General features: G+C 44.5%; 15 protein-coding genes and 3 riboswitches. Of the genes, 9 read left to right on the top strand and 6 right to left on the bottom strand.

Translation table 11 applies throughout. The annotated features are described in order from the left end of the window. Nucleotide 1: 1 nt before the first annotated feature. The 5 genes from IEY67_RS10035 to IEY67_RS10015 form a co-directional block, all read right to left on the bottom strand. Nucleotides 2–214: a hypothetical protein gene (locus tag IEY67_RS10035; RefSeq protein WP_183668320.1), complete on the bottom strand. Its 213-nt coding sequence runs from the start codon at nt 212–214 to the stop codon at nt 2–4. A 61-nt stretch (nt 215–275) separates the two neighbouring features. Next, nucleotides 276–559, bottom strand: a riboswitch (cobalamin riboswitch). Nucleotides 560–677: 118 nt separating this feature from the next. Further along, nucleotides 678–2,210, bottom strand: coding sequence for an acyl-CoA carboxylase subunit beta (locus IEY67_RS10030; RefSeq protein ID WP_183668318.1), 1,533 nt, complete (start codon nt 2,208–2,210; stop codon nt 678–680). A gap of 1 nt (nt 2,211) precedes the next feature. Continuing rightward, a complete protein-coding gene (locus tag IEY67_RS10025) occupies nt 2,212–2,733 on the bottom strand; it encodes an acyl-CoA carboxylase biotin carboxyl carrier protein subunit (RefSeq protein ID WP_122363681.1) in 522 nt (173 codons plus the stop codon). A 36-nt stretch (nt 2,734–2,769) separates the two neighbouring features. Continuing rightward, nucleotides 2,770–4,284, bottom strand: coding sequence for an acetyl-CoA carboxylase biotin carboxylase subunit (accC, locus tag IEY67_RS10020; protein WP_183668316.1), 1,515 nt, complete (start codon nt 4,282–4,284; stop codon nt 2,770–2,772). Nucleotide 4,285: 1 nt separating this feature from the next. Next, nucleotides 4,286–4,501 carry a cysteine-rich CWC family protein gene (locus IEY67_RS10015; RefSeq protein ID WP_122354320.1) on the bottom strand — a complete coding sequence of 72 codons (216 nt, stop codon included), beginning with the start codon at nt 4,499–4,501 and terminating at the stop codon, nt 4,286–4,288. A gap of 59 nt (nt 4,502–4,560) precedes the next feature. Continuing rightward, nucleotides 4,561–4,843: riboswitch (cobalamin riboswitch) on the bottom strand. Nucleotides 4,844–5,129: 286 nt separating this feature from the next. Here IEY67_RS10015 and IEY67_RS10010 point away from each other — a divergent pair. From IEY67_RS10010 to IEY67_RS09975, 8 genes are all read left to right on the top strand, one after another. Then, nucleotides 5,130–7,337 carry an anaerobic ribonucleoside triphosphate reductase gene (locus IEY67_RS10010; protein ID WP_122354321.1) on the top strand — a complete coding sequence of 736 codons (2,208 nt, stop codon included), beginning with the start codon at nt 5,130–5,132 and terminating at the stop codon, nt 7,335–7,337. Nucleotides 7,338–7,362: 25 nt separating this feature from the next. Continuing rightward, complete coding sequence (gene nrdG, locus IEY67_RS10005) at nt 7,363–7,866, top strand: anaerobic ribonucleoside-triphosphate reductase activating protein (RefSeq protein ID WP_122354322.1); 504 nt, start codon at nt 7,363–7,365, stop codon at nt 7,864–7,866. Between the two features lie 698 nt (nt 7,867–8,564). Further along, nucleotides 8,565–8,855, top strand: a riboswitch (cobalamin riboswitch). A 76-nt stretch (nt 8,856–8,931) separates the two neighbouring features. Further along, complete coding sequence (locus tag IEY67_RS10000; RefSeq protein ID WP_158607052.1) at nt 8,932–11,160, top strand: TonB-dependent receptor; 2,229 nt, start codon at nt 8,932–8,934, stop codon at nt 11,158–11,160. 41 nt (nt 11,161–11,201) lie between these two features. After that, entirely contained in the window at nt 11,202–11,846 is a 645-nt protein-coding gene (locus IEY67_RS09995; RefSeq protein ID WP_122373808.1) for an HmuY family protein, read from the top strand. 91 nt (nt 11,847–11,937) lie between these two features. Next, on the top strand, nt 11,938–16,200 hold the full coding sequence (locus tag IEY67_RS09990) for a cobaltochelatase subunit CobN (protein WP_122373809.1): 4,263 nt from the start codon (nt 11,938–11,940) through the stop codon (nt 16,198–16,200). Nucleotides 16,201–16,203: 3 nt separating this feature from the next. Continuing rightward, a complete protein-coding gene (locus IEY67_RS09985) occupies nt 16,204–16,887 on the top strand; it encodes a hypothetical protein (protein ID WP_183668314.1) in 684 nt (227 codons plus the stop codon). Beyond that, entirely contained in the window at nt 16,884–17,483 is a 600-nt protein-coding gene (locus IEY67_RS09980; RefSeq protein WP_122373939.1) for a MotA/TolQ/ExbB proton channel family protein, read from the top strand. Before IEY67_RS09985 ends, IEY67_RS09980 begins: the two co-directional genes overlap by 4 nt. Next, nucleotides 17,467–17,796 carry a DUF2149 domain-containing protein gene (locus tag IEY67_RS09975; RefSeq protein WP_122354327.1) on the top strand — a complete coding sequence of 110 codons (330 nt, stop codon included), beginning with the start codon at nt 17,467–17,469 and terminating at the stop codon, nt 17,794–17,796. The genes IEY67_RS09980 and IEY67_RS09975 overlap by 17 nt, the downstream gene beginning before the upstream one ends. A gap of 6 nt (nt 17,797–17,802) precedes the next feature. On the opposite strand, the gene IEY67_RS09970 is transcribed toward IEY67_RS09975, so the two are convergent. Continuing rightward, entirely contained in the window at nt 17,803–18,717 is a 915-nt protein-coding gene (locus IEY67_RS09970) for a helix-turn-helix domain-containing protein (RefSeq protein ID WP_183668312.1), read from the bottom strand. 197 nt (nt 18,718–18,914) lie between these two features. Here IEY67_RS09970 and dinD point away from each other — a divergent pair, with 197 nt between their 5' ends. Continuing rightward, a complete protein-coding gene (gene dinD, locus IEY67_RS09965) occupies nt 18,915–19,748 on the top strand; it encodes a DNA damage-inducible protein D (RefSeq protein WP_183668310.1) in 834 nt (277 codons plus the stop codon). The last annotated feature ends 23 nt before the right edge of the window (nt 19,749–19,771 follow it).

Here is a 19,771-nt window from a genome sequence, read left to right as displayed (position 1 = left end):
ATTATTTATTTTTCAGATATGCAGATGAAATATCAAAAGCATAAAAATTATCCTTTACATGCTGAACACATGAAGGGCACAGGCAATCCTTATAATAGACCCTGATAAAAACCAGCTGGCATTGATCCAGACCGGTAAATACATGCTGATCCTCCGGCGAAAAGCCGTCACAACCTGATAACTTCGCGCCACAACGCGCACAAAGCTTCTCCATAAATGTTACCTCCTTAAACGATAAATATTCTTTTCGAACTACTTTTCTAACCCACGAGAAAAACAGCCTTTAATGAACGGCAGGTCTTCTGACTGACTCCCATCCTGAAGCCTTCCCGACGCAATAGTTGACAGTTGACAGATAACAGTTGACAGATAAAATACTGACAGAAAAACTGTCAACTGTCAACTCTCCACTGTCAACTGAATCGTCAGTGGCATTAGTTGTTTTCAGAATGTTGAACGGAGCTTCACAGCAGCGGGACTGTCCGGGATTTACACCCGATTCCCTTTTAATCCACATCATCCGACCAGACGATACGGAACCAATTCGACGGCAAAACTACAAAATAAAAAGATATAACAACTATTTAATCATAAGTTTTTTACAATAAAAAAATCCCTGCCAGCCTCACGGTCGACAGGGATTGCCATTCATAAATTCTAACAACAAAATCAAATCGTTATAATGGCATATTGCCATGTTTCTTCGGCGGATTGCTCTGGCTCTTGTTCTTCGCCATCTCCAGCGCCTGTATCAGTTTGAAGCGAGTTTGCCTCGGCATGATAATCTCATCGATAAATCCTTGTTCGGCTGCCCGGTAAGGATTGGAGAATTGCTCGGTATACTCTTTCATTGCCTGTTCTTTTTCTTCGCCGGTTGCTTTCCGGTACAGGATATTCACAGCACCTTCAGCTCCCATCACGGCGATTTCAGCCATCGGATAGGCCAGGTTTATATCGGCTCCGGTCGGTTTGCTCGACATCACGATATAAGCACCGCCATAGGCTTTCCGGGTAATCAGCGTGATCTTGGGAACGGTCGCTTCCGCATAAGCATACACGATCTTGGCGCCGTGGCGGATAATACCGTCATGTTCCTGCTGGCAACCGGGCAAAAATCCCGGAACATCTTCAAATGTGATCAACGGGATGTTGAAACAATCACAGAAGCGGATAAAGCGTGCCGCCTTATCGGAAGCATCGATATCCAACACACCCGCCAGAAATGCCGGTTGATTGGCAACGATACCTACCGAACGTCCGCCCAAGCGGGCGAAACCGACTACGATATTCTTTGCAAAATGAGGCATTACCTCGAAGAAATAATGATTATCGACAACTGGTTCTATAATATCTTTGATATCGTAAGGCACATTCGGATCATCCGGGATCACCTGCTGCAAAGCTTCATCTTCACGCCGGACATCGTCGGAACAGGAAACGACCGGTGCATCCTCCATATTATTTGAAGGAAGGAAACTCAACAATTCACGAATGCTCATCAATGTTTCCTCTTCCGTATCGCACATAAAATGGGTGACACCGCTCTTACTGCTATGCGTATAGGCACCGCCCAGTTCTTCCTTCCCCACTTCCTCATGAGTGACCGCCTTGACTACATCCGGTCCGGTAATGAACATGTGGCTTTTATCCTTTACCATAAAGATAAAATCAGTCAATGCCGGAGAATAACAGGCCCCACCGGCACAAGGTCCCAGAATAGCCGAGATCTGAGGAACGACACCCGAGGCCATCGTATTCTGATAAAAAATAGAAGCATATCCGGCCAGGCTGTTCACACCTTCCTGGATACGGGCTCCTCCCGAATCGTTCAGGGCAATGACCGGTGAACCGCTTTTTAGTGCCAGTTGCTGAACTTTCACTATCTTGGCGGCATTCGTCGCGCTCAACGTACCTCCGTAGGTCGTAAAGTCGTAGGCATAGACAAAGACTTGCCGTCCGTCTACTTTACCGTAGCCAGATACGATCCCGTCGCCGGGGATTTTATTCTTATCCATGCCGAAATTCGTACAGCGGTGAACCACAAATTTATCCAATTCGTTGAACGTCCCTTTATCCAGCAACATATCGATCCGTTCGCGGGCTGTCATCCGGCCGGATTCATGCTGCTTTTCGATACGGGTAATACCACCTCCCTGCGAAGCTGTCTTATCCAGTTCTTCAAAGGTCTTATACAACTGTTCCTTTCCCATTTTATTCTTCTTTATCTGTTATTACGTCCAGCGACAGAAGAACCTGGTTGCTTGCTACCGAATCTCCTTCTTTGACCAATACTTCACGTACCGTACAAGCTGAACTTACCTTATAATTACTCTGCATCTTCATCGCCTCTATCACGACGACGATATCTCCGGCTTCCAGACGGTCGCCTTTCTCCACCAGTACCTTCACGACTTTTCCGGGCATAGGAGAAACGATCTTGTTATCCTGCCGTTCTTCGCTGCTCTTACGCATACGCAGATATTTCATCTGTGTATCGACAATATCGACGGCATAAGACAGGAAATGTGTATTCACCGTATAACTTTTGCCTCCTTCTCCCCGGATCAGTTCGGCATTATACGAATTACCGTTGTGCAAAATAGAGCAGGCACCGTTCTCGGCCATCATAATATCGACTTCATAAGGGACACCGTCTATCGTCAACTGCACCTTATTCCCTTCCTTGCTGACCAGCGATACATCCGCCACTCTTTTTCCTATATGTATTTCCATAATGAATAATTTTCTAATATGCTAATGAGCCAATTATTAAATGCGCAAGACGCCTTTCTGAAGACCGAACTCACGCCAGCGGCTGATAGGACGGTTATCCGACGCCAACCCCGACTTGTTTTCCTCCAGGTTGATCAGATAATCGATATAGGCAGCGATCATAGCCACATTCTCGGTTTCCGTACCACTCTCACTTACCGGATGCTGTAATTGTTCCGCATTTTTCGCAATAAAAGAAGTATCATATTTCCCCTGTACAAAATCAGTCGTATCCATGATCCGGCGCAGATAGCTGATATTGGTTTTCAATCCGGTGATCTTGTATTCGTGCAGTACACGCCGCATACGTTCGATTGCATACTGGCGGTTGGTCGCCCATACGATCAGTTTGCCGATCATCGGGTCGTAATAAACCGGTATCTCATATCCTTCGTACACATAACTGTCCACACGGACACCGATACCGTTCGGTTCCGTCAGTTGCCTGATCACACCGGGAGACGGCATAAATCCGGCTTCGGTATCTTCCGCACAGATACGGCATTCGATAGCATGGCCACGCTGGGCTATCTCTTCCTGACGGATATGGAGCGGCTCATCGTTAGCCACCCGGATCTGTTCTTTTACAAGGTCGACACCCAATACTTCTTCCGTGATAGGATGCTCCACCTGCAGGCGGGTATTCATTTCCAGGAAATAAAAATTCCGATGTTTGTCCACCAGAAATTCGATGGTACCTGCACCGGAATAATGAACGGCCTTTGCCGCAGCTACAGCTTTCTCTCCCATATCTTTCCGCAATTCAGCCGTAATAAACGGTGACGGGCTTTCTTCTACGATCTTCTGGTTACGCCGTTGTACCGAACATTCACGTTCGCAGAGATGGATCACGTTCCCGTGATTATCGCCCAGAATCTGAAATTCGATATGATGAGGCTCTTCCACAAACTTCTCCAGATAAACAGTATCGTCTCCAAAAGAAGAAAGAGATTCCGAACGGGCGGAATTATAGGCTTCCACCACCTCTTCCTCTTTATAAATAAGCCGCATCCCTTTTCCACCGCCGCCCATCGATGCTTTCAGCATCACAGGAAAACCGATCTCCTTACAAACCCGAACTGCCTCTTCCGCACTCTGCAACGGCTGCTGTGTTCCGGGAACTACCGGTACGCCGGCTTCGATCATACGTTTGCGGGCAGAGATCTTATCTCCCATCGCTTCCATCGTTTCAGGAGCCGGGCCGATAAAAATGATCCTTTCTTCCTTACATCTCCGGGCAAAAGCGGCATTCTCCGAAAGAAAGCCATAACCGGGGTGAATAGCATCTGCCTTATGAAGTTTGGCTGCCTGAATAATTTTTTCAATATCCAGATAACTCTCTTTGGAGGCCGCAGGGCCTATCAGGCAAGCTTCATCGGCATAAAGCACGTGCCGGGCAGCCCGGTCGGCTTCCGAAAATACAGCCACAGACTGTATTCCCATCTCCCGGCAGGAGCGCATCACACGCACCGCGATCTCACCACGATTTGCGATCAATATTTTCCGTATCATATCAATGCTTTAAATGTTTATAGCGGGGATTCACCTCGCAGGCATAGAAATATTTCTTTATCTCATTCAAACAGGAATTGCATAAGCATCCCGGATAATGCATCTTTACATAAGCAAGCTGGAGCTCATCCAATTTCACAGGTGCACAATGACAGGCAGAGATATCGTCTACCCGGCATACAAAGGAGACCCCACAACGCGGACAATCTTTCTCCATAATCTGATAATTTTTGAAATAAACAATCTTTTCGAACCCGTATCCTAACCCACGAGGACATGAGCCTTTAATGAATGGCAGGTCTTCTGACTGACTCCCATCCTGAAGCCTTCCCGACGGAAAGTTGATAGTTGACATGTGACAGTTGACAGATAAATACGGACAGAAAAACTGTCTACTGTCAACTTTCCACTGTCAACTGAATCGTCAGTGGCATTAGTTGTTTTCAGAATGTTGAACGGAGCTTCACAGCAGCGGGACTGTCCGGGATTTACACCCGATTCCCTTTTAATCTGTATCACCCGACCAGATAATACAGAACCGATTCGGCGGCAAATGTAGAGAAAATATTACACATTTTACTCCAGATTGTGCATATTTTTTATCGGGACACATAAGAGGCTGATAATGCAATGGTTAGAAGAGAACTCACACTTGACTATCCTTTTTGGGAAACATTTTCAACATAAAAAATCTAAAAGTTTTCCACTTTTCTTTATTTCATATCTAATAATCAGAAGATTGACATAATTTAACTCGTTAAAAGTTTTCCAAAAAGAACACCATATATAGTTTAAGCATACCTTTGTTGGAGTAAAAACAACATAAATATATTATCAATTTTATCATGATACAAACAGTTATCAAACGGGATGGACGTATCGTCGGATTTAATGAGGAGAAGATAGTAACAGCGATACGAAAAGCCATGCTGCATACAGAAAATGGGGAGGATTTGCAGCTGATCCGCCAGATTACGGATCATATTTCATTCAAAGGAGAACCGCAAATGACAGTCGAAGCGATACAGGATGCAGTCGAACTGGAACTAATGAACAGTAGCCGTAAGGACGTTGCACAGAAATATATCGCTTACCGTAACCAGCGCAGTGTTGCCCGTAAAGCTAAAACACGCGATATGTTCCTGGAGATTATCAACATTAAATCGAACGATATCACGCGCGAAAATGCCAATATGAATGCAGATACTCCTGCAGGTATGATGATGAAATTCTCCAGTGAAACCACCAAACCGTTCGTCGACGATTACCTGTTGAGTGAAGAGGTAAAAGAAGCCGTTGCAAACAACTACCTGCACATTCATGATAAAGATTATTACCCGACCAAGAGCCTGACATGCGTTCAGCATCCGCTGGACCGCATCCTTAAATATGGATTCTCTGCCGGACATGGCGAATCACGCCCGGCAAAACGCATCGAGACAGCTAGTATCTTAGGCTGCATCTCCCTGGAAACAGCTCAGAACGAAATGCACGGCGGACAGGCTATTCCTGCTTTTGACTTCTATCTGGCTCCTTACGTACGCAACAGCTTTATTGAAGAGATCAAGAACCTGGAAGACCTGAACGGCGTGGATTACTCACATCTGTATAATAAAGAACTGGACGACTATGTAACGCGTCCGCTGGATGGCCTGAGCGGTGACAAACGGATCATACAGCATGCTATTAATAAAACTGTCAGCCGTGTCCATCAGTCGATGGAAGCTTTCATTCACAATATGAACACCATTCATTCACGCGGTGGCAACCAGGTGGTGTTCAGCTCTATCAACTACGGTACGGATACTTCAGCCGAAGGGCGTTGCATCATTCGTGAGATATTGAAAAGTACTTATCGTGGTGTCGGCAACGGCGAAACGGCTATCTTCCCGATCCAGATATGGAAAAAGAAACGTGGCGTCAGCTATCTGCCGGAAGACCGCAACTATGACTTGTACGAACTGGCATGCAAAGTGACTGCCCGCCGTTTCTTCCCGAACTTCCTGAACCTGGATGCTACATTCAACCAGCATGAAGACTGGAAAGCGGACGACCCACAACGTTATATGTATGAGGTAGCAACAATGGGATGCCGTACCCGCGTATTCGAGAATCGCTTTGGACCGAAGACTTCTATCGGACGCGGAAACATTTCTTTCTCGACTATTAACATCGTACGCCTGGCTATCGAATGTATGGATATCGAAGATAAAGAACTCCGCACCGCACGCTTCTTTGCCAAGCTGGACGAAATGCTGGAAATTACTGCACGCCAGTTGCATGAGCGTATGGAATTCCAGAAAACAGCTTATGCCAAACAGTTCCCGTTGCTGATGACTTCACTTTGGCTGGGTAGCGAGAAGTTAAAACCGACAGATACGATCGCTCCGGTTATCAACCAAGGAACACTGGGTATCGGATTCATCGGACTGGCTGAATGTCTGGTTGCCCTGACCGGTAAACATCATGGCGAAGACGCGGCTTCACAGGAGCTAGGTCTGAAAATTATCACTTATATGCGCGACCGCGTAAATCAGTTCTCGGAACGATATCAGCATAATTACAGTGTGCTGGCAACTCCGGCCGAAGGTCTTTCCGGCAAATTCACGGCACGCGACCGCAAGAAATTCGGTATATTACCCGGCATAACCGACCGTGAGTATTATACCAACTCCAACCATGTCCCAGTATATTACAAATGCAGTGCCCGTCATAAAGCAGAAGTAGAAGCTCCTTACCACGCATTAACAGGTGGCGGTCATATCTTCTATGTCGAAATAGACGGCGATGCAACCCACAACCCGGAAGTGATCATGAAAGTGGTCGACATGATGGACAAATATAATATCGGATACGGCTCGGTAAACCATAACCGTAACCGTTGCCTGGAATGCGGCTATGAAAATGCAGATGCTCACATGGAAGAATGTCCGAAGTGCGGCAGCAAGCACCTAGATAAGTTACAGCGCATCACCGGTTACCTGGTAGGGACAACCGACCGCTGGAATAATGCCAAATTAGCGGAACTAAATGATCGTATTATACATAACTAAAAAATGATTGAACATTCATTAAACCATGCTTTCGATTATTGACATAATAGAGGATACAACTGTAGACGGTCCGGGATTCCGGACTGCTATCTACGCTGCCGGATGCCCGAACCAATGCCCGGGCTGCCACAATCCGGAATCATGGGATATAAAGAAAGGCAAGCCAACCCCGACGGAAGAGATTTTGGAAAAAGTCCTGGCAGACGACTTCGCCGACGTTACTTTCAGCGGTGGCGATCCGATGTTCCAACCGGAAGGCTTTACCAAGCTGGCACGTGCCATCAAAGAAAAGAGCCGGAAAAATATCTGGTGCTATACGGGTTATCAATTTGAGAGATTATTACAAAACCCCAAACAGGCCGAACTGCTTCAATATATCGACGTATTGGTAGACGGAAAATTCAAACAGTCTCTGCACGACGAAAGTCTTTTGTTCCGTGGCAGCAGCAACCAGAGATTGATCGATGTAAAGAAATCGCTGAAAGAGAAAAAAGTAGTTTTCTATAATTACAATCCGTTTATCATTTAGCGATAGGTTATTCTATTTACAGAAAACAGATTATAACAAAATGATCTAAAATTCATCTTTCTAATATTAATATGTTTTATATTTAATAAAATGAATAACAGCAGAGCTTTCCTAAATAACACTTCCAGGAGATTTTAAGTTACAATAATTAACATATATCTCCACAAATCATTTCCTAAAACTTATTTTAAAGAAATTGCCACTTCGTTTAAAACGAATTTTTTTTTGTTTTAAATGAAGTGACGATCCATTTAAGACGGAAAAAGCGTTAAAATAAGTTATACAAAAGAGGAGTCGATACCTTTTCAGGCTTGATTTAGATGTTTTTTAGCAGTTTATCACTTCCAGAACACCTAAAAAGCAGGCAAGAGATGAAATAGCACAAACAACAGGAATATCTATTTCAAGAAACAAACAGACACAATAATCCAGTAAATATTCTCTACGCGATATCATATTCCGCAATACCCCATTCTCTTTGACAAACTAAAACCTTCTGAGAATCCTATAAAACTCATCCATCCCATCACCTTTCCGGCACAATCGTTCCACACATCTACTAAAATAACATTTTGACATTCTTGGATCAAATCATCCTGCATGCAAACAATATTTTAGAATAGTTATCCTGTACTTCAAAACAATACCAAAAAGATTTTTTAATAAATAAATAGTATTTATATTCAAAAATACTTTACTACTTTTGCATCGGATTAAGGTGAATCACGAAGCATTCTGCTGGTGATGAGAGGGAATCCGGTGCAAATCCGGAACAATGCCCGTTGCTGTAATCCCGTTCCGGCACTTGCCGGAAATGCTTGCAACTCCATGCCACTGACGATTCAGTTGACAGTGGAAAGTTGACAATTGACAGTTTTTCTGTCCGCATTTTATCTGTCAACTGTCACATGTCAACTATCAACTATACCGTCGGGAAGGCCTTGCAAAGCCGGGAAAGTCAGAAAACCTGCCTGATCAATTTATTGATGCTCTCGGGATAAAGGGCAGAAGATTAACAAGGCAGAATTTCTATACAAAATTCTTCCATTTTATATGCTTACTTATATGAGACTGAAAGGTATTGCTATGTCTTTACTTTCGGTGTGCGTGTTTACACCTGCAACCAGCTTTGCAGAGAGTCAGACTGTCAATACACCGGAAAAAGAACAGGTACAAACCGGAATTTGTGTATTAACCGGTAGAATTATCGATTCCGAAACAGGAGAAGGTATACCTATGGCTACGATTAATGTTCCCGGAACATTAATCGGTACTGCCTGCGACGCAGGCGGCCGTTTCCGCATAGAATTGATCGAAGGTAAAAGTTACAACCTGTTGGTCCGTTCGACCGGCTACATGGAACAAACCATCAAGTTCAATGCCAACGGAGCGCAAAAAGAAATGGATATCCAGATGAATGCCGGGATATTCGATCTGAATGAAGTGGTTGTAACCGGAACACGGACAGAGAAAACGATCTCTAACACACCAGTCCTTACCCGACTAATTCCTGCCGCACAATTGCAACGCAACGACTTTGAGAACATCATGGATGCGTTGGAGTTTACTATCCCTGGTTTACAATTCAATAGCGATCCGAGAGGAGATAATATTCGTATTCAAGGACTTGAAAACAAATATGTTCTGATCCTTGTTGACGGAGAACGTCTATCTAATACACCCGGAGGTCCTATAGACTTTGAACGTCTTAGTACCTCCAATATCAAACAAATAGAAATAATAAAGGGAGCTGCTTCTGCTTTATACGGTTCAAGCGCAATCGGTATGATTGTTAATATCATAACGAAAACACCAGAACGCCTAGCAGAAGGTTGGGTTAAAGCCCGTTACTCTCGCTTCAATGAACTATTGCTTGATGGTAGCTTTGGTACTGCATATAAAGACTTCACATCACAAACTCTGTTCAACAGAAACTCTACTGATGGGTACGATCTGACACCTGAAACACCAGAAGCCTTCACAAAACAACCATCGTCAAACATGACATTTGAAGAAAAATTAGGATGGACACATAAACAAACAAAAATAAATGCGTCTGGAACTTTTTATCTGAATGATGTTAAAAATCCTCCGTTAAGTACTAAAAATACACATTATAAAAGTCTTAATAAAACATTCCGAGCCTCACTGGAACAAGAATTAGGAGAATATAATCAATTAAAACTTGTATATTATGGGGACTTTTATACCCGTAAAACAGTATATGAAAAATTAGACTCCATATCTAAAAATGCATCATCTAATGTACAAACACTACGTTTGACAGATATATATACTCCACTTAACAACCTTCAAATGGTATTTGGAGGGGAATTTAACTGGAATAAAGACTATAATGATATGCAATACGGGACAGAAATAAAAACCCGTAAAGTACATGACATAAACGGATTCGTACAAGCAGACTGGCAAGTTCTACCTCTATTGAATGTTATAGGAGGTTTCCGTTATACCCACCATTCTGCTTTTGGAGATGCTTATACTCCTAAAGTAAATCTAATGTTCAATCCTGGAAACTGGAAATTCCGTGGAGGTTATAGTAAAGGGTTTAAAGCTCCTGACGCAACGGAACTTTATTCTGATTTTATGATGGGTAGCGTATCACACAATATAGGTAATCCTGATCTAAAAGCAGAAAAGTCCAATTACTTCTCATTTTCAGCCGAATATACACATTCCAATCTAAATATTAGCGCTGAAATATATCAAAATAGCATTAAAAACAAGATACAATCAGCCTACGTCAATATTACAGATGAAAATGGCATAACTTCCACCGAATTACGCTATAGCAATGTTGATGATGCCCGTATACGTGGTGCAGAAGTCACAGTAGACTATTACCCCATCCGGCAAATTTACCTGCATGGTAGTTATGCTTATACTGATGCCAAAGATATGAATACTGAATTACAACTTAAAGGCAATACACGTCACGCCATTAGCTGCAACGCTTCTTATCGTTTCAACGTTTGCAAAAAAGAGGCTTCTGTATCTGTTGCCGGCCATTGGTGTTCAAAGAAAATAAACGATAAGGAAGAAGTCACAAAAGATGAACAAACCGGAGAAATCATCCAAACCATCACGACTGATCCTCAACCGGCATATAGTCTCTGGAAACTAACAGCACAATACACTCCTTGGAAACTGAACCATATGGCGTTAGTAACAACTGCGGGTGTACAGAATATGTTCAACTATAAAGATCCGGCTCATTATACAACCTACGATCCGGGAATTCGTGTGTTTGGCTCTATCTTATTTAAATTCTGATTTTCAAGTAATACGTTTAATCAACAAATTAATTTTTTATTATGACAACAAAAAGTTTTTTCCAATCGGGTTCTTACCTAAAGCAGGGGGCGTTGGCCGTAGCTATTATCCTGTCTTCTATCAGTTTTACAGCTTGTAGCGATGATGATAATAAAGACAAACCAGAGCCGGAAGCAAAAGCTAAAGAAGTAAAATTTGAAGCCCAAAGTTTTACAGAATGGACTTATTTTTCTTTTGAAAAAGGTGAAATCATAAAAGTAGACCAAGAAAACTATGCTACCGATTCAAGTTGGGATATAGCATTTTTACGCTATAACATCCGGACAAATGGAGGAGAATCGGGCAAAGGACAAGGTGCTGCACTTGATACAAAGGAAACTGACTTTAGCAAAGTCACATCTATACCAACTACAGGATTTATTACTGATAGTAAAATGAAAGTAATGGCTTCTGGTGGTATGCCTCCTACATATTACGAAACAACAGGAAATGATGCGTTTAAAGTTGGAGAAAATACAGGATGGGCATTCTATAACTATATGACTAGCACATGGAGTTACAACAAAAACGTTTTTATTATTCGCACAGCAGACGGCCAATATGCTAAATTGATCATGAAAACATTTATGAATGATGAAGACAAATCAGGTCACATTACTTTCGAATACGTATATCCGTTTAAATAACAATTAGTTAATCAATGCGAAGGAAGGGAGATACATCAGACACACATTCACTCTTTCCAGTCTCCCTTCCCTTTGCTTATTCTTTTATAATATGTCTGTTATTCAATTCCTCCGTCAACACAAATCCGCGGGATGGAAAGCCGGGCTGGCACTTTTGCTGGTACTCGGCTTGTATGCTTTTTATAGCCTGCTGTTATCCCCCACTAAAATTGCATTGGTAAACTTCCCGTCTTACCAGGTTTCCAACATTGCAATGGCAAGCGACAGCCGCTTGATAAAAGTGAAAGAGGTCAAGGCTGAAGATGCGTCGTCGCTCAAAGGCTACGATGCGATCCTGCTGTTCGGTCCGGGTTTGCGACTGACGGAAGAACAGACGGAAAATATCGATGCTGCCGGGAAAAAAGGAACCGCTGTATATACCTTTGTCTTTTCATCCGGCTCCATCAGCAATCACAATGTCGACAGCCTGCAACAGGAACAACTCGATATTTATTATAATAACCGGAGCCGTATGAACTACCGGAATATGTTGCATTATATCCGTAGCACCTTCGACAGCCGGAAACTATTCCAAACAAAAGCCGACGAACCGATACTGATCCCATCCGACATTTTCTTCCATCTGGAAGACGGCGTATTTTACCGGACTGCCGACGAACTGACCAACCACCTGCGTGAAAAGAAAATATACAAGGAAGATGCCCCTCGCATTGCCTTTGTTTCAGGTATGACCTCTCCCTTGGAAGGCAACCGAAGCTATATCGACAGTCTGATCACCCGCCTGACAGATGCCGGTTTCAATGTGTACCCGATCGCATCAGCCGCCAAACGGCAGCAATTGATGGAAAGTGTTCATCCGGATGCCGTCATTTATCTGCCGATGGGACGATTGGGAGGCGATAAAACCGTTCAATGGCTGACAGAAAACAATATTCCGCTTTTCTGTCCGCTCTCTATCATGCTAAGCCGCGATGAATGGCTGAGCGATGATAAGAACAAAGGGGTAACCGGCGGTTACCTGACAGCCCGTATCGTACTCCCGGAAATAGACGGAGGTATCGATCCGCTGGTAATCTCCACGCAGAACCAGCACGAGAACGGCTATTTTATGTTCGATGCGGAAAGTGAACGCCTGGACAATTTCACCCAAAACGTAAAGAACTATCTGCAACTGCGCAAGAAACCGAACAAAGATAAACGGGTGGCTATCTGCTACTTCAAAGCGGCTGGCCAGGCATCGCTCGTCGCAGCCGGACTAGAAGTGGCCCCTTCCCTTTATGAACTGCTGAAACGACTGAAACAGGAAGGATATACGGTAAACGGACTGCCCGATACTTTTGAAGGTTTCAGCCAACTATTGAAGAAACAGGGGGCTGTACTCGGAGCCTATGCCAAAGGGGCACAGGATGATTTCATGAAAAACGGTAATCCGCTATGGGTAAGCAAAAGCACTTATGAAAAATGGGCCGCCCATACGCTCGTCCCGGAAAAATACAAGGAAGTAGTCGACAAATACGGGGAAGCCCCGGGAGACTATCTGAGTGCAACGCATGACGGAGAAGAATCACTGGCCATTGCCCGCCTGCAATTCGGAAATGTAGTCCTGTTCCCTCAACCGCATGCCGCTGAAGGTAACGATGAGTTCCATATCGTACACGGAGCCAGCGTTGCCCCGCCACATGCCTATCTCGCCCCTTATCTATGGGTTCAGAATGAATTCAAGGCCGACGCCCTCATCCATTTCGGCACGCACGGCAGCCTGGAATTCACCCCGGGTAAACAAGCCGGGTTATCCAATAGGGATTGGCCGGATTGCCTGATAGGCAGCCTCCCCCATTTCTATTATTACAGTATTGCCAATGTGGGCGAAGCGATCATCGCTAAACGCCGTACGCATGCCGCCATGTTATCCCACTTAACACCTCCTTTCATGGAAAGCCGCACACGGGATCGTTTCTCCGGCTTGTTCAAAGATATCGATGATTGGTACCAAGCCCCTGAAAACAAACAACCGGAAATAGGATTACGGATAAAAGCTGCCGTTCTGAAACTCGGACTGCAAAGGGACCTGCAACTTGATAGCATAGCAGGTAAACCTTATACAGCGGAAGAGATCGAGCGAATCGAAAACTTCGCAGAAGAGATCTCCAACGAAAAAATGACCGGACGCCTTTATACGCTCGGACAGCCATACGGCAAGGAAGATATCGAATCGACAGTCATCGCCATGTCGGCCGATCCGCTCGCATACAGCCTTGCACGTTTAGACGCATTGAATAATAAAATCACCCGGAAACAATTGGAGAACAATACTTATATCTCCCGTCATTATCTGGCTCCGGTCAAGGCCAGATTAAAACAACTGCTTGCCTCCCGCGAACAAAACCCGGACCGGCTGATGCTGGAGTTTGCGGGTCTGAGCCGTGCCGACCTGATGAAAGCACGCGCCACGGATATGGCAGTCAATCCCCGCCAGCTATCCATGAGCGAAATGATGGCAATGGCGGCAGGAGAAGATAACGGTAGTTCTGGAAAAGATAATTCCGATGATAACGGAGGGATGAAAATGCCTGCCGGAATGCCGAAAGTAGGTAAAATGCCGGATTGGGTAAAGAAACGGATCGAAGCACGCAAGAAAGCAAAAAAAGAGGGAAAACAGGCAGTCTTGCCGGAAGTACCCCAAGAGGAAAAAGACTTTTCTTTTGCCGTATTGGAAATTGAACGTACATTGAAAAATGTAATCAACTACAAACAATTGCTCGAAGCGTCTCCCGAATCGGAACTACAGAGCATACTGCATGCACTGGACGGCGGATATATTGCTCCCAGTCCCGGCGGCGATGTAATTCTTTCCCCCAATACGCTGCCAACCGGACGGAATATGTTTTCCATCAATGCCGAAGCGACGCCGAGCACACGTGCCTGGGATAATGGCAAGCTATTGGCAGAAACGACACTGAAAACTTATTTCAAGAAACATGAGGACTGGCCGCGTAAGGTCAGCTATACTTTCTGGGCCGGTGAATTTATAGAAACCGAGGGCGCGACTTTCGCCCAAGCCCTTTACATGCTCGGAGTCGAGCCGGTACGTGACGGCATGGGCCGTGTCACCGACATCCGGTTGATCCCATCCGAAGAGTTAAAGCGCCCGCGTATCGACATCGTTGTACAGACATCCGGACAACTCCGCGACCTCGCCGCCTCCCGCCTGGCCATGTTGAGCAAAGCGGTTGGTATGGCCGCCGGATCGGAAGGCGACTCATACGGAAATTATGTGGCGGAAGGTGCCGTCGAATCGGAAAAACTGCTGGTAGAAAAAGGAATATCACCCAGAGAAGCACGAGAACTCTCCACCATGCGTATCTTCGGGGCTGTGAACGGCGGCTACGGTACCGGCATCACCGGTCTGGTAGAAAAAGGGGATGCCTGGGAAGAAGAATCACAGATTGCAGACACATATCTGAATAATATGGGAGCTATCTACGGTGACCCGGATAAATGGGGAGCAGTAGTAAAAGACCTGTTCGAAGTCGCCCTGCAACATACCGATATCGTAATGCAGCCCCGCCAAAGTAATACATGGGGAGCACTTAGCCTCGATCACATGTATGAATTTATGGGTGGTTTAAACCTATCCGTCCGAAATGTCACCGGAAAAGATCCGGAAGCTTACCTGTCCGACTATCGTAACCGCCATAACGTGCGCATGCAAAACCTGCGGGAAGCGATCGGAGTAGAAAGCCGTACCACCCTGCTCAATCCGGAATATATCAAGGAAAAGATGAAGGGGGGAGAAACGACTGCCGAGAATTTTTCAAAAACATTCCGTAATACGTACGGGTGGAATGTAATGAAACCTTCTACCATCGACCATGAACTTTGGGACGATCTGTATAAAATGTACATACTCGACGAACAACAATTGGGCATTCATAAGTTCTTTAAGAACGCAAGCCCGGCCGCTCTACAGGAGATGACTGCCGTCATGCTGGAAACAGCTCGTAAAGGCTACTGGAAGGCTACGGACGAACAGTTACAGCAGATAGCCGAGTTGCATACGAGCCTGGTGAAAGAGTTCAAACCGGCCTGCACCGGATTCGTTTGCGACAATGACAAGTTAAAAGAATTTATCGCATCCCGGATTCCTGACCAACAGGCACGCGAGTACCGGCAGAATATCACAGAAATAAAAGAAGCACTGGTGGAAACTGGACAGCAGGTGGTATTGAAAAAGGATCAGTTGAATCAGGTTCCGCAAAAAGAAAGCCAGACGTTGGATGGAATATTGATCGGTGTTTCTGTCGTTACACTGTTCTTCCTGCTGGTATTTGTCCTGAAACGGAGAAAAAAATAAAAAATGGAGTATGTAGTAGGCATATTACTCGGATTCATCGCTCTCAATTTTCTGTTGAAGATCGGGTTTTATGAATCTTTCTACGGTATACTGGCGGCTGGTGTGGCATGCAGTCTCTTTATCCTGGCAATCTGGCCCTGGGCTACGGAACAGTCGAAAACGCAGATTGCGGATTTCCTTGCTTCGCCGGCACGTATGCAAGATGCTGCCGTCATGATCACAATTGAATCGACGGTCATGATCGCTTTTTGCTTCGATTGTTTTGCTGGTTTCCGGCGGCATGATACTTTCTTCAAACGCAACCTGACACGGATACTGAAATACTATCCGGGATTACTGATCATGTTGGTACTGGCCTATACACTTACGCAAACGATCTTTGCTTTCCCTGGGATAAGTTTCCACAGAATGGCATGGAGCTTTGCGGCAATCAGCGGCATCGGAGTGGTTGGTGCCGGATGGTTCCTCAAAAAGTACCTGGGGGATCGCAGTCTCCGCCTGGAACTGTTGTTCGTCACAAACCTGTTCATTATTCTGACGGGGATCATTGCCACGGAGAACGGGAAAACAAGTTATGAGAGTGTCTCCAACGTCAACATATATGCTACCCTCGTCACACTGGGTATATTTGTAACAGGGGCACTGATCGGATTTATATGGAAAATGATAAAAAAAACACGGATATGACATCTATTTCAAATGCTTTATTCTGGATATCCAACGGACTGCTGATACCGGTAGTCGTACTGTTATTACTTTTCTTCCTGCGAGCCATCCTGATGGCGGGCGGTTTCTTCGGGGAGTTCTGGCAAAAGACGCGCCTGCAGCAACAGATAAACGATATGCTCGAGGAAATGACACCTGCCAATGCAGATGAACTTTACAAAAAACTGCCTGAAAATAAAAACATTCCTTTATTACGCTGCATGCAGAAGCTATACAGCCACAAAGAGAATACTGCTTATTGCGAACGATTGCTGGCTAATTATGAAGTGGAAGCAGAAAAGGAATTGGGACGCTCGCGCAATTTTATTAAACTGGGACCGATGCTGGGTCTGATGGGGACATTGATCCCGATGGGGCCGGCACTGGTAGGTCTTTCAACGGGTGATATTGCTTCAATGGCGTATAATATGCAGGTAGCATTCGCCACGACGGTAGTGGGTATGGTAATCGCCGCAATAGGGGTCGTCACTTTGCAAGTCAAGCAACGTTGGTATGCACGCGACATCAATGATTTGGAATATATCTATAAAAACCTGCACCATGGGACAGCGAAATAAGTTGCTTCATTCAGACGGGGATTCTGACCCGATGGGAGTGGTTGCCAATCTGTTTGATGTGGCAATGGTTTTCGCTGTCGCATTGATGGTGGCACTTGTAACTCGCTTCAATATGACCGAACTTTTCTCTAAGGAAGACTTTTCACTGGTAAAGAATCCCGGGAAGGAAAATATGGAGATCATCACAAAAAAAGGAGAAACAATCCAGCGATATACACCTTCCGAAAACCAGGAATCGGAAGGGAAGAAAGGACGTAAAGTCGGGATTGCCTACGAGTTGGAAAACGGGGAGATCATCTACGTCCCGGAGTAAGAATAGTTATTTCTCCTCGGTATACTGCCGTTTAAAAGCAACCGGTGAAACTCCTCTGTGCTTTTTAAAGAATTTCCCAAAGGATGATTGATCGGAAAAATTCAGCATGTCGGCGATCTGTTGAATGGATAAATCCGGATTCCGCAGAAGAATCTCGGCTTCGCGCATCAATGCTTCACTGATCCATTGGTTGACAGTCCTTCCACTGAAACTTTTCATTATACGCGACAGGTACTCGGGGGTAATGCACAATTCGCCCGCATAGAAAGAAACGGAATGTTCTGTCCGGCAATGTTTGTTCAGTAACTGGATAAACAGGAAAAGCAATACATCTTTTGCCGGTGGATTCGGATTCACTTTATGACGGTTTGCCTGATAGACAATGTTGTTCATCTCCAATAAAAAGCCGCGTAGTTCGTTCAGGATAATATCGCGTTGCCACGCATGTTCCGTACGGTCGATATTCCGCTCGATACGGCAGAGGCAATTCTCCAGCAAAAGCCCTTCCTCTTCGTCCAGATGTTGGATAGGACGAGTATGCAGGGAAGCGATATAAGCAGCAGGCATACGTCGGCTGTTCAACATAATCTCGGAAAACAGATTGCGTTCGATGATCAGATGGTAGCCCCTGAAATCGGAAGAAAAACGAAAATTCTTTACCGAGTGCATATCCATTATATTCAACAACAGATTATCAGATAAATGATAGGTAAAATCATCTATAGTAATCTCTATGTCTCCTTGCCGAACCAGAAAGATGGAAAAGGCATCCAGGCGAATAGAAACATCTTCTTTGAATCCGGGATTCCTGTGATTGTTACCATCCATTCTCACAATAACCAATTTATCCTGATAGGACTTCAGATTCATTTTAAAACGAAGCAAGTCCGCAATACTTAGCCGCAAAAAGGATTCTTCCATATCTATTTTATAAGGATGCAAAGATAGAAAATATATCCGAAAGCGACTCCGGGTTGGTTTTATACAATCATTTTGCGGACGTCAGCAAAATGATCGCACAGCATATTAATCAACTGATAAGAAATAATTATATAGAAATGCATGCTTTGTTCAATATCTATTTTTATATTTGTAACAATTTAATAAAAACGGAGACTATGAAAACAGAAGAAATTAAAGAGTTATTTACTCAATTTGAGAGTATTGTTTGTGATTACAATGGAGTAGAGTGTTGGAGTGCTAGAGAATTATATCCCTTATTGGGATATTCCCAATGGCGTAACTTCCTACCAGCCATAGAAAAAGCCAGAATAGCATGTAAAAATGCAGGCGAAGATATAACCTATCATTTTGCGGACGTCCGCAAAATGATCAGCCTAGCCAAAGGTGCTGAAAGAGAAGTAGATAACACTCTACTCACCCGCTACGCATGCTACTTAATTGCACAAAATGGCGATCCCCGGAAGCCTGAAATAGCTTTTGCACAAAACTATTTTGCCGTACAGACCAGACGTGCAGAGCTTATAGAACAACGCCTATTAGACTATGAACGCATCAATGCACGCACCAAACTAGCCGAAACAGAAAAGCTACTTTCCGGCGTTTTATACGAAAGAGGCATAGACAGCAAAGGCTTTGCTACCATACGTTCCAAAGGGGATAAAGCGTTGTTTCGTATCGATACCAAACTACTCAAACGCAAATTAGGAGTACCCGACAGCCGCCCTCTTGCAGATTTTCTGCCTACAATCAGTATAAAAGCCAAGGACTTTGCAGCAGAAATGACCTCCGTCAATGTGCAGCAGAACGATTTATACGGACAAACCTCCATCGAAAACGAGCATGTGGATAACAACCTGGCCGTAAGAGATATGTTGGTTAGCAGAGGCATATTTCCCGAACAATTTCCTGCCGGAGAAGATATAAAAAAGGTAGAGAAACGTCTGAAGAAAGATGCTAAAAAGCTAAATGACCCCAAGAAAAAAAGGTAGTAGGCAGCTTCCCCGCTGCTGTT

The sequence above is a fragment of the Parabacteroides faecis genome (assembly GCF_014647375.1).
Classification (GTDB): domain Bacteria; phylum Bacteroidota; class Bacteroidia; order Bacteroidales; family Tannerellaceae; genus Parabacteroides; species Parabacteroides faecis.
Note: the sequence above shows the minus strand (reverse complement) of the source record. Positions and strands in the feature narration are given on the sequence as shown.